Source organism: Brevundimonas sp. NPDC055311 (assembly GCF_053645695.1).
Genome location: NZ_JBSHMV010000010.1, coordinates 1 through 12131, shown reverse-complemented (window position 1 = coordinate 12131; position 12131 = coordinate 1). Strand labels below are relative to the sequence as shown.

At 66.2% G+C, this 12131-nt stretch carries 10 protein-coding genes and 1 pseudogene; all 11 read left to right on the top strand.

The genetic code is table 11. The features are described 5' to 3' along the window. On the top strand, positions 1 to 1140 hold a 1140-nt coding region (locus tag ACWIDZ_RS15940; protein WP_453990386.1), incomplete at its 5' end, for an RHS repeat-associated core domain-containing protein. 391 nt (positions 1141 to 1531) lie between these two features. Beyond that, on the top strand, positions 1532 to 1813 hold the full coding sequence (locus ACWIDZ_RS15935; RefSeq protein ID WP_453990384.1) for a TrbC/VirB2 family protein: 282 nt from the start codon (positions 1532 to 1534) through the stop codon (positions 1811 to 1813). Between the two features lie 7 nt (positions 1814 to 1820). Then, positions 1821 to 2105: a type IV secretion system protein VirB3 gene (locus ACWIDZ_RS15930; RefSeq protein WP_312991436.1), complete on the top strand. Its 285-nt coding sequence runs from the start codon at positions 1821 to 1823 to the stop codon at positions 2103 to 2105. Further along, on the top strand, positions 2084 to 4456 hold the full coding sequence (locus ACWIDZ_RS15925; RefSeq protein ID WP_453990382.1) for a VirB4 family type IV secretion/conjugal transfer ATPase: 2373 nt from the start codon (positions 2084 to 2086) through the stop codon (positions 4454 to 4456). The genes ACWIDZ_RS15930 and ACWIDZ_RS15925 overlap by 22 nt, the downstream gene beginning before the upstream one ends. 2 nt (positions 4457 to 4458) lie before the next feature. Beyond that, positions 4459 to 5682 carry a type IV secretion system protein gene (locus ACWIDZ_RS15920; RefSeq protein ID WP_453990388.1) on the top strand — a complete coding sequence of 408 codons (1224 nt, stop codon included), beginning with the start codon at positions 4459 to 4461 and terminating at the stop codon, positions 5680 to 5682. After that, a complete protein-coding gene (locus tag ACWIDZ_RS15915) occupies positions 5679 to 6452 on the top strand; it encodes a virB8 family protein (protein WP_453990380.1) in 774 nt (257 codons plus the stop codon). The genes ACWIDZ_RS15920 and ACWIDZ_RS15915 overlap by 4 nt, the downstream gene beginning before the upstream one ends. Beyond that, on the top strand, positions 6449 to 7138 hold the full coding sequence (locus tag ACWIDZ_RS15910; protein WP_453990378.1) for a TrbG/VirB9 family P-type conjugative transfer protein: 690 nt from the start codon (positions 6449 to 6451) through the stop codon (positions 7136 to 7138). Before ACWIDZ_RS15915 ends, ACWIDZ_RS15910 begins: the two co-directional genes overlap by 4 nt. After that, entirely contained in the window at positions 7135 to 8262 is a 1128-nt protein-coding gene (locus ACWIDZ_RS15905) for a TrbI/VirB10 family protein (RefSeq protein ID WP_453990376.1), read from the top strand. The genes ACWIDZ_RS15910 and ACWIDZ_RS15905 overlap by 4 nt, the downstream gene beginning before the upstream one ends. After that, positions 8259 to 9254: a P-type DNA transfer ATPase VirB11 gene (gene virB11, locus ACWIDZ_RS15900; protein WP_453990374.1), complete on the top strand. Its 996-nt coding sequence runs from the start codon at positions 8259 to 8261 to the stop codon at positions 9252 to 9254. The genes ACWIDZ_RS15905 and virB11 overlap by 4 nt, the downstream gene beginning before the upstream one ends. A gap of 79 nt (positions 9255 to 9333) precedes the next feature. Then, positions 9334 to 9681: a hypothetical protein gene (locus ACWIDZ_RS15895; RefSeq protein ID WP_453990372.1), complete on the top strand. Its 348-nt coding sequence runs from the start codon at positions 9334 to 9336 to the stop codon at positions 9679 to 9681. A gap of 1115 nt (positions 9682 to 10796) precedes the next feature. Next, positions 10797 to 12131, top strand: a pseudogene (locus ACWIDZ_RS15890) (RHS repeat-associated core domain-containing protein); the annotation flags it as partial.

Here is a 12131-nt window from a genome sequence, read left to right as displayed (position 1 = left end):
ATGAGCCAGATGGGAGCGTCGCGCCTACTCTATGACGGCGCCCAGGCCATCGGCGAGTACAACGCCGCCGGAACCCTGACCCGCCGCCATATCCCTGGCGCCGGACTGGACGAGGTGGTGGTCACCTATAACGACGCCACCCTGACCCATCGCCGCTGGGCGATGACGGACGAGCGCGGCTCGGTCGTCGCCCTGACCGGCGCCACGGCCGCCGGGCTCAACATCAACACCTATGACGAATACGGCCAGCCAGGCTCAGGCAACACCGGCCTCTATCAGTACACCGGCCAGATCTGGCTGCCGCAGGCTCAGGCCTACCACTACAAGGCCCGTGTCTACGCGCCCCAGCTGGGGCGCTTCATGCAGACCGACCCCATCGGCTATGGCGATGGGGCCAACCTCTACGCTTATGTCAGCGCAGATCCGATGAATGCAATCGATCCATTGGGGCTTAGCGATGTCCCAGGCGACACATGGAAATGTTGGCCAGGTCAGGACTGCAATCCGACGACCGATATGGGAGATCTTCTCGCCGGGGGCAGTGGGGGCTTGCGTCGGCCTGTGAATCGCTTGGATTCAGGAAATGGCGCTCGACCAACAAGGCGACGCAATCCTGGCCAAGATCTTGACGCTTCGGACACTTGCCCAGAGGGTTACCTTCAAGCGGAGGTGATGCTTTCTGGAGGAGCATTTGGCGGACCGATTGGTCAGTTCTTCGGGTTGGGCGTGCGCATGAGCACCCCGGCACGCAATATGGGCCTGCCTGGGAGGGGGTTTCAAACTTCAGTTTTTGTCAATAACACTCGTCTTTGGGGCGCGGGGCTATTCGTGGGAAGTGGACTGTCCGCAGGGGCGCAACATTCCACATCAGCGCTTGGACCTGACGGCTCCACAAGCGTTTCATCTATCGCGGCTGGCGAGATTGCGGTGGGACGATCTGGCGGAGGAAGTGTAACGTGGGGTGAAGGAAGCCGTGGACTTTCGTACTCTATACCTAAAATCGGCACCGGAGCGGGAGCCTACTTTGGTCTTGGGCAAGCGAAGGAAACCCGATCTTCTGCCGCGCAACGGTTAGGTTTCCCCGCGATGGGCTCAGCCGACACCATCTGGAGAACTTGGGGCGACGGGAGATGCAGTTAAATGCACAAATTTTTAAACGACATTAGAAAAAGCCTTCTTATTCCTATAATGGGTGGATTATTTATATGCGCCGTGAGTCTTGCTGGCTTTTCTTACGACCTGCTCTCGAAGACTGCGTCAAATAGCGAAATCATGGCTTCGGGCGGCTTTTTTGCCATGTCAGCGGCTGCGACTAGCGCTCTAATTTTCATTAGATTTTTTTTAAAAAAACACCTTCGGAGCTGTGAAATTCTACCGAATGGCAAAACCAAAAAATGATACTTACTTTTTGAGCCTTAAATTCATAAATTTTCACATAAAAGACACTAAAGAAAAACGTCGGAACTAAATTAAGCGAGAGCACATGCGTCGAAGTTTGCTTAACATTATGCGGCTTGTTTCTATTGTTGTTGTGAGCCTCACATTCCCCGCGATTACCCACGCCCAGACCGCCCTCGCCGACCCGCGCGGATCCGGCCCCATCGTCTCGGCGGCGCAGTGGCTTCAGGGCACGCTGCTGGGTACGGTGGCCACGGTCGTGGCGGTGATCGCCGTGGCCTGCGTGGGGCTCATGATGCTGACCGGGCGCATCAACTGGCGCTATGGCGCGGTCGTCATCCTGGGTTGCTTCATCCTGTTCGGCGCCGTCAGCATCGTCGCCGGCATCCAGTCCACCGCCTCGGCTATCCGATAGATCCGCCTTGGACGAGCTTGAGCGCACGCCCCTGTTCACCGCCCTGACCCGGCCGCAGATGTTCGCGGGCGTGACCTACAACTACTTCATCATCAACGCCGTGATCGCGGCGGAGCTGTTTCTCATCTTCCGCTCCGTCTGGGTCCTGCCGGCCGCCCTGATCATCCACGGGATCGGCGTCCTGCTGTGTCTGCGCGAGCCGCGGATCATCGATCTGTGGCTGACGCGGGTCAGCCGCTGCCCGCGCGTGCGCAATCACAAGATCTGGCGATGCAACTCCTACCGTCCCTGAGCCAGGGCGAACAGACCGTGCGACGCGAGCAGGCGGCGGGCAGCCACCTGCCCTACGCCCGCCATGTCGACGACCACACGCTGGAGACCCGCGACGGCCTGCTGCTGCAGGTCATCCGCCTGCGCGGCCTGTTGTTCGAGACGGCGGACACCGGCGAGCTCAACTATCGCAAGGGCCTGCGCGACGCCATGCTGCGCGCCATCGGGACCTCGCGCTTCGCCCTCTATCACCATGTGGTGCGCCGCCGCGTCGAGCCGGCGCTGGATGTCGACTATCCCGACGCCTTCTCCCAGACCCTGGGCGACCGCTGGGCCGAGCGGCTGGCGACCAAGCAGCTGTTCGTCAACGACCTCTATCTGACCCTGGTGCGGCGGCCGCTGCAGGGGCGGCTGGGCCTGGCCGATCAGGTGCGGGGCTGGTTCACGCGGGCCGGCGCAGAGCCCAAGGCGGCGCAGAACCATGAACTGGCCCAGTTGGCGGCCGGACGCGACGCTCTTCTGGCGGCGCTGGGCGAATATGAGCCGCGCCTGCTGGGCGTCTATGACACCGCGCAGGGACCGTGCTCCGAGCCGCTGGAATTCCTGTCGGAGCTGTACAACGGCGAGCAGCGGCTGGTGCTGCTGCCGCATCAGGACCTGGGGGCCTATCTGCCCTATCGCCGGGTCAGTTTCGGCCAGGAGACGGTCGAGCTGTCTGCGGCGGGGCATCTGCCGCGCAGCTTCCTGGGCCTAGTGTCGATCAAGGACTATCCGTCCTGGAGCGCGCCGGGGATGTTCGACGAGCTGATGCGGCTGCCGGTCGAACTGACCGTCACCCAGTCCTTCGCCTTCGTCGAGCGCCAGGCGGCGCTGGAGCGCATGAACCTGGCGCTGCGCCGGATGCGCTCGGCCGAAGACGAGGCCGTCTCCCTGCGCGGCGAACTGGCCCAGGCCAAGGACGATGTGGCCGCCGGACGCGCCGGATACGGCGAACACCACATGACCATCGCCGTGCGCGGCGACAGCCCGGCCGCCGTGGATGCGGGCGTGGCCGAGGTCACAGCCGCCATGGCCGACATGGGGGTGGTGGCGGTGCGCGAGGAGATCGCGCTGGAGCCGGCCTTCTGGGCCCAGTTCCCCGCCAACTTCAAATACATCGCCCGGCGCGGCCTGGTCTCGACCAGCAATTTCGCCGGCCTGGCCAGCATCCACAACTTCCCGACCGGACAGGCGAACGGCGCCCACTGGGGCGACGCCGTCACCCTGCTGGAGACTACGGCGGCAGGGCCGTACTTCTTCAACTTCCACCAGGGGGACCTGGGCAACTTCACCGTCATAGGCCCGTCGGGCTCGGGCAAGACGGTCGTGCTCAACTTCCTGCTGGCGCAAGCGCGCAAGTTGGATCCGCGCATCATCTTCTTCGACAAGGATCGCGGGGCGGAACTGTTCATCCGCGCCATCGGCGGGCGATATGATCTGCTACGGCCGGGCCAGGCTTCGGGCCTCAATCCGCTTCAGCTGGAGGATACGCCCGCCAATCGCGGCTTCCTGGTCGACTGGCTAGCCCAGCTCGCCGGCGGGGCGGACGTGACGGACATGGAGCGCATTCGCGACGCCATCAGCGCCAACTTCGAGCAGCCGCTGGAGCATCGGCGCCTGCGCTATCTGGCAGAGCTGTTCCGCGGCGACCGGCGTCCGCAGGCCGGGGACCTGTGGGCGCGGCTCAGGCCCTGGTGGGGCGATGGCGAGCGGGCCTGGCTGTTCGACAATCCCACCGATCTGACCGACCTGACGGCTCGCACCGTCGGCTTCGACATGACGGTGCTGCTGGACGATCCGGCGGTGCGCACCCCGGCCATGATGTACCTCTTCCACCGCGTCGAGGAACGGCTGGACGGCTCGCCCGCCATCATCGTCGTCGACGAGGGCTGGAAGGCCCTGGACGACGAAGTTTTCGTGCGGCGCATCAAGGATTGGGAGAAGACCATCCGCAAGCGCAACGGCATCGTCGGCTTCGCCACCCAGAGCGCCCAGGACGCCCTGGAAAGCCGGATCGCCAGCGCCATCGTCGAACAGGCCGCCACCCAGATCTTCATGGTCAACGCCAAGGCGCGGGCCGAGGACTATGTGCAGGGCTTCGGCCTGACCCCGCATGAGTTCGACCTGATCCGCACCCTGCCGGACAGCGCCCACTGCTTCCTGATCAAGCGCGGCGGCGAAAGCGTCGTGGCCCGCCTGGACCTGTCGGGCGAGAAGGACATCCTGACCGTGCTGTCCGGGCGCGAGCGCACCGTGCGGCTGCTCGACGAACTGCGCGCCTTGGCCGGCGACGACCCGAACGCCTGGATGGCGCCCTTGCTGGAGCAGGCGTGACCATGGCGAGCTGTCCGCGCCTTTCGACCGGCGACGCCTTCCTGTCGACCCTGCTGCGTCACATCGACTGCCAGGCGCAGGCGATCGGGACCGGCGGCTATCAGGCGCTGGCCGATCCCGCCTCCCCGACGATCCAGGTCGTGACGGCCCTGCTGACGATCTTCGTCGCCCTGTTCGGCCTGGCCATGATGATGGGACGCGCGCCCTCGGTGCGCGACGGCGTCATGGCGGCGGTCAAGATCGGCGTGGTCCTGACCCTGGCCATGAGCTGGCCCGCCTATAAGACCGTCGTCTACGACGTCGTCGTCGAAGGCCCCGCCCAGCTGAGCGCCGCGGTCGGCCGCCCCGCCGGTCTGCCCGGCGCGCAAGGCGACCTGATCCAGCGGCTGCAGGCGGCGGATGCGGCCATCATCCGCCTGACCAACTACGGCACCGGCCGCGACGAGCTGGCGACCCTGCCGCCAGCCAATCCCAATGAACCGCCGCAGCGCACCCCGATCGCCGACAACCCGGCGCTGGGCTGGGCGCGGGTGCTGTTCCTATCCGGCGCCGTGGCCGCCTTCGCCGCCGTGCGTCTGACCGCCGGGTTGCTTCTGGCGCTGGCGCCGCTGTTCGCCGGGCTGTTGCTGTTCGACGTCGCGCGCGGCGTCTTCGTCGGGTGGATGCGGGCCCTGGTGTTCACCCTGCTGGCCTCGGTCGCCGTGACTCTGCTGTTCGGGGTCCAGTTGGCCCTGCTGGAGCCCTGGCTGGCCCAGGTGCTGCAGATGCGCCAGGCCAACGCCCTGACGCCTTCGGCGCCGATCGAACTGCTGGTCATGAGCCTCGGCTTCTTGCTGGCGCTCGGCGGGGCGCTCGCCATTTTGCTGCGCCTCGCCTTCACCCTTCATCTGCCGACGCCATGGCGTGAAGCGGCGCCAAGAAGAGCGACTGAAACAGCGCCCGCCCATGCCGACGCCGTTCCGCTCTCGCTTGCCGCCGCCCCATTGGCGACGCGCCTTGGTTCGCCTCGCGCCGTCGCCGTGGCCGAGGCCATGAGCGCCGCCCAGCGCCGCGAACGGCTGATCTTCGCCCAAGGCGACACGGCCGTCGGCGGTTCGCCGTCCTCCACCGCCCGGCTTGGCGGACAAGACCCCGCGCCGGCCCACGCCACCGCCTACGGCCAGGCCCTGCGCCGCGCCCGCCCGAGAAAATCGGTCGGAGCCGCCCTGAGAGACCGTCGCTCATGAAGAAGCCCGCCAGAGAGGCGCTCGATGCCTATTACCGCGAAGCCGGGAGCTGGGCCTCCGACCAGGCCGACAGCCTGCGCAAGTCCCGCCGGGTCGCCTGGATCGTGGCCGGCGCGGCCGTGGCCGTGGCCGTGGCGGAGGGCTTCGCCCTGATGCTGCTGGCGCCGCTGAAGACGGTCGAGCCCTACACCCTGCTGGTCGATCGCACGACCGGCTTCGTCGAGGCGCTCAAGCCGCTGGATCAGGCCCAGATCACGCCCGACAAGGCGCTCGTCCAGTCCATGCTGGTGCAGTACGTCATCGGCCGCGAGGGCTTCGACATGGCGACCCTGCAGACCGACTATCGCAAGATCGGCCTGTGGTCCGCCGGCCAGGCGCGCACCGACTACCTGGCCCTGATGCAGCCCTCCAACCTGGACGGCCCGCTGGTGCAGTACGGGCGCACGACCGTCGTCGAGACCCGGGTGAAGAGCGTCTCCCCGCTGGACGCCCGCTCGGCCCTGGTGCGTTTCGAAACCGTGCGCCGCGATGAAGGCGGGGCGGACCGCGATCCGCAAGCCTGGGTCGCGGTCATCGAATACGGCTTCTCCGGCGAGCCCATGTCGGTGGAGGACCGCTACGTCAATCCGCTCGGCTTCCAGGTCACGAAGTACCGCAAGGACCCCGAGACTCTGGAGCCGGCGCCGCCCGCCGCGCCCGCGCGCATCGTCCAGTCGCCCGACGAGGGCTTCGTCGAGGCGGAAGCCGTCGAGGCCGGAGGCGTCGAATGAAGCGCCTGTTCCTCGTCGCCGCGCTTCTGTGCGCCACGCCTGCCCTGGCCCAGACGCTCACGGACACCCCTCCTTCTGACCCGCGGGTGCGCACCCTGGTCTATCAGGCCGACCAGGTGGTGCCGCTCACCGTGGCCGCCAACTATCAGCTCACCGTCATCTTCGATCCGGCCGAACGGGTGGAGAACGTCGCCGTCGGCGACGCCGAAGCCTGGCAGATCACTTTGAACAAGCGCGGCGACGCCCTCTTCCTCAAGTCTCTGCGCACCGGGGTCGCCACCAATATGACGGTCATAACCGACGCCCGGGTCTATAATTTCGAACTGTCGTCTGCCTATGGGCCCGCTCCGGACGCCCCGTTCACCGTCCGCTTCGCGCCGGCCGAGCGCGCCGACGCCGAGCGGCCCGAGCTCCAGCCCGACATCGGCCGCTATCGTCTCAGCGGCGCCCGGGCGTTGCGGCCCGCCTCGATCAGCGACGACGGCCTGCGCACCTATATCGAATGGCGGCCGCGCCAGACCCTGCCGGTCGTCTTCGCCATCGACGAACGCGGCGATGAAATCCTGCTGGACGGCCATATGCGCGACGGCCGCTATGTGGTCGACGCCGTCCATCCCGCCCTGTTGTTCCGGCTGGAGCGCCAGAGCGCCCGCGCCGAGCGCCTGCGCGTGAGGACCTCGCGATGACGATGAACGCCCGCGATCCTCGGCCTGCGGCGTCGCCCGAAGCCGATATCCGCCCGGTCGTCGCCGGACGGCAAGGGCCGATGACGGTTTGGCTGGCGGCCGGCGGGGTGGCCTTGGGCGCGGTCCTGCTGTTCAACCTTCTCGACGGCCAGCGGCGCGCCCGCACGGCCCCGACGACGACGCTGGCGGCCGCGGGCGCCGCCGGTCCGTCCCAGGCGCTGCCGCCCCTCTACATCCTGCCTGAAACGCCAGGCCCGCCTGCGCCGCCCGAGCCGTCCGCTATGCAAGACGCCGGCGGCGCGGCGCCTATGGCTCAGGTCCCGACGCAACCTCAGCCGCCGCAATCGCCCTTTGCGCCGCAACCGCCGCCGCCCAACTATGCGCCGCCGCCCTGGCTGAATGAGCCGCAGCCGCCGGCGCCGCCTCAGATGCAGGCGTCCTCATCGGGGGCCTCGGCCCTGGTGATCGACACCACCTCGTCCCCTCGCGGCGATACGGGCGCCGTAGACGGGGCGCCCACCAATGGCGGCGCTGTTCGCGAGAACGGCGCCGTGCAAACCTCCCGCCTGACCCGCCGTTCGTCCACCGTCGCCCAGGGTACGCTGATCCCGGCCGTGCTGGAGACGGCGCTGGATTCCACCCGTCCCGGTTTCGCCCGGGCCATCGTCTCCAGCGACGTGCGCGGCTTCGACGGCAGTCGCGTCCTGATCCCGCGCGGTTCGCGTCTCTTCGGCGAATACCAGGCCGACTTGACCGCCGGTCAGAACCGCGCCCTGGTGCAATGGACGCGTCTCGTTCGCCCGGACGGCGTCTCCATCTCCATCGCCTCGCCGGTCGCCGACGCCCAGGGGCGGGCCGGCGTGCGCGGGCGCGTCGACACCCATTTCCTGCAGCGGTTCGGCTCCGCCCTGCTGCAGACCACCCTCAACATCGGCGTCGCCGCCGCCAGCCGCAGCCTCAGCGGCGATGCCTCCGTCATCGTCGCCCTGCCCGGATCGACGCAAGGCGGCGGTTCGACGGTCGCCCCGACCAACATCCAGCCGACCTTGCGCGTGGACGCCGGCGCGCGCGTCAGCGTCTTCGTGGCGCGTGACCTGGAGTTTCCGGGCGGCGACGCGCGATGAAAGCCGCGCCCGCCGAAGGCCAGGTCTATCTGCGCAGCTATCTGGCGCCGTTCGCCGACATTCTGGCGCGGCCGGACGTCACCGACATCTACGTCAACGCGCCCGGCGAGCTCTGGGCGGAAAGCCTGGGCGGAGGCCTCGAGCGTCACGTCGCTCCAGAGCTGACAGACGCCCTTTTGATGCGTCTCGCTCGACAGATCGCGGCTTTCACCCATCAAGGCGTCAGCCGCGAGCATCCCATTTTGTCGGCGACCTTACCGGGCGGCGAGCGCGTGCAGGTCGTCGCCCCGCCCGCCACGCGCGGCGGCGTCGCCTTCGCCATCCGCAAGCAGGTGGCTGCGGACATGGCCCTGTCCGACTACGCCGCCTCGGGGGCCTTCGCCTCCCTCAACAACGGCGGCGCCTCGCCGCGCGCCGCCCTCGACGCCGAACTCCAGGCGAAGCGCGACGCGGGCGATATCTCGGGCCTTCTGTCGGCTGCCGTTCGCGGGCGTCGCAACATTCTCGTCTCCGGCGGCACTTCGACCGGAAAGACCACCTTCCTCAACGCCCTGATCCGCGAAATCCCCGAGGAAGAGCGGCTGATCTTCATCGAGGACACGCCCGAGTTGCACCTGCGCCATCCCAACGCCCTGGGTCTGCTGGCCGCCCGCAGCGCCTTGGGCGAGGCCGCCGTCGCGGCTGAAGATCTTCTCAACGCCTCCCTGCGCATGCGGCCGGATCGCATCATCCTGGGCGAACTGCGCGGCCCCGAGGCCTACACCTTCCTGCGCGCCGTCAACACCGGCCACCCCGGCTCAATGACGACGGTCCATGCCGATACGCCGGAGCGGGCGGTCGAGCAGATCGCGCTGCTCGTCCTCCAGGGCGGAACGCGGCTGCGGCGAGAGGATGTGGTCCACTACGTGCGATCGACCATCGACGTCTATGTGCACTTGTCGCGGACCGCCGGGCGCCGGGGCATGTCCGAGGTGAGGATGCGCTTCACGTAACATTGTTGTGATTGGCTCAACCTAAGCTTGACCGTTCGTCGCACTCCCGAAACCGTGGTTCTCGAAATGGGAGGGCGGAATGATCGGTCGGATAGCCTTGGGAGCCGCCGTATTGGCGGTCGTAGCGACGAGCGCTTCGGCGCAGCAGACGCAGACCTACGCCTATGACGTGCATGGCCGATTGACGGGCGTCACCCGCACGACGGGCTCGACGAGCCAGGCCACGACCTACGTCCTCGACAAGGCCGACAACCGCACGGGCCGGGCGACCGGCGCGCCGGTTTCAGGCCTGATGAGCCCGCCCCAAGGAACCGAACAGAGCCAGGCTCCTGGCGAGGCCTGGGCGGAGCCCCAAGGCGGCCAGGACGAGGAGGGAGAATTCGAGGTCGCACCAGGCGCCTCGCCGAACCCTGAGGGCGTAAAATGAAAACTCCGCTCAAACTCGCCCTCCTAGCCAGCAGCGCGCTTTTTCTTGGAAGCCTATCGGCGACACACGCGGCAGCGCAATCGGCTCGTGTCACGCCGCCACCAGCCTATGTGAATCACGACCAGCAACGCGTAGACCTCATCTCGGGCGCTTTCATCTTCAGCACTACCGATGTCACCATAGGGCCTCAAGAGAGCGGCGGCCTGAGTTTTGGTCGTACATGGATTGGCGGGCAATACCGAGACTCCGCGACCGGGACCGCCAATCTGACAGGCTCGACCATGGCCATAAGTATCGGCGGAACGTCGGATCTCTTTGCCGTCAGCGGCACCACCTACACTCCCGTGACCAATCGAGGTCAAACTCTTGTAAAGTCGGGATCTAATCTAATTTACACGACCGGACGAGGTGAAGTGCTGACGTTCGGCGGACCTGCGGCGTCCGTGCCCAATCATCCCGAAGCAAACAATGGCCGCCTCCTGTCTATTCGCTCAACCGACGGGACTTTAACGGAATTTCATTACCGGTACACATCCGTCTTGATGCCTTCAGGATTTCGCATAACGTTTGGTCGCCTCCAGTCGATATCGAACAACAGAGGATATAGAATACATCTAAAGTATAAGGAGGATTTTGCTTTCGAGTTTTCCGATCTGTCTGGATATAATCGTCTCGTCTCTGCGACGGGATTCAATACGACGATAGATGCGTGCGATCCGATCGCTACAAACTGCATCTATTCGCGGGTATGGCCGACTGCGACCTATTCCAGCAGCGTCTCCGCATTTTCCAGCACCGACGCCTTGGGACGCACAACCGCCCTGTCCTTCACGAGCGGCGCCATATCCTCGGTGACACTGCCCGGTAGCTCGACGGCAAGTATTGCTATGACGCACGATGCTGCAGGGCGAGTTGCCACGCTTACAGATGCATCGGGAGCTTGGAATTATGGCTACTCGGATGTCGGCGCAACGCGAACCACAACGGTGACCGGTCCCCTTGGCCAAGCGCAAACGGCTATCTCTAACCTAACTATTCAAAGGACGACTTCGGTCAAGGATGCGCTCAATCGCACCACAACCTCGACGTACGATGCTCAGCGCCGCCTGAAGCGGGTGACGCAGCCGGAAGGCGACTACGGCGAACTGACCTATGACGCGCGCGGCAACGTCACCCAGGTGCTGCACGCCCCCAAGCCGGGAACGGGGCTGGCGAACATCACCACCTCCGCCGTCTATCCGGCGAGTTGCGCCAACCCGGTCACGTGCAACCAGCCGACCTCGACGACCGACGCGCTCGGAAACATCACCAACTACACCTATGACGCCGCGCACGGCGGCGTGCTGACCATCACCGCGCCGGCACCCGCCGCAGGGACGGCCCGGCCGCAGACCCGCATCACCTATGCGCCGCAGACGGCCTGGTATAAGAACGCCTCAGGCGTGCTAGTGGCTGCACCGTCGGCCGTCACCCTCCCCGTCTCGATCTCGGAATGCGTCACCGGCGCGAGTTGCGCGGGCGCGGCCAATGAGGTGAAGACGTCGATCGTCTACGGAGCCTCGGGCGTGGCCAACAACCTGCTGCCCACCTCGGTGACGACGGGGGCCGGGAACGGTTCGCTGAGCGCCACGACCACGATGACCTATACGCCCAACGGCGATGTCGCCACGGTCAACGGCCCGCTGGCCGGAACGGCAGACACCACCCTCTATCGCTACGACAATGCGCGCCAGCTTATCGGCGTCGTCGGCCCCGATCCGGACGGAACCGGTCCGCTGTTGCGCCGAGCTGAGCGCTATACCTATAATCCACGCGGCCAGGTCACACTCGCCGAAGTCGGAACGGTGACCGGGACGAGCGACGCCCTCTGGGCCGCCTTCGCCAGCCTGCAGAAGACGGCGACGACCTATGACAGCTATGGTCGACTGACGCACCAGCGCCAGCAGTCCGGCTCGACCACGCATTCGTTGGTGCAGACGAGTTACGACTCAGCGGGTCGCCTAAATTGCGAAACCGTGCGCATGAATCCTGCGACCTTCGCCAATCCTCCAGGCTCGGCCTGCACTCTCGCCGCAGAAGGCGCCTTCGGCCCGGATAGGATAACCAAATACGCCTATGATGCTGCCAGCCAGCTCACTTCAATCACTACGGGGCGCGAGATTGATCCGATCAGCGAACGTGCGACCTACAACGCCAACGGCAAGCCGATCACCCTGAGCGACGGCAAGAACAACGTCACGACGCTGATCTATGACGGCTTCGACCGGCTGGCGAGGATGAACTACCCCAACGCCACGGGCGGCGGCTCCAACATCAACGACTATGAGCTGTATTCCTACGACGCCGCCGGCAACGTGCTGACCTATCGCAATCGCGGCGGCAACACCTTCACCTCGGGTTACGACGCCCTGGGGCGCCAGACGTCGGTGACCGGCGGCAGCATGGCGGCG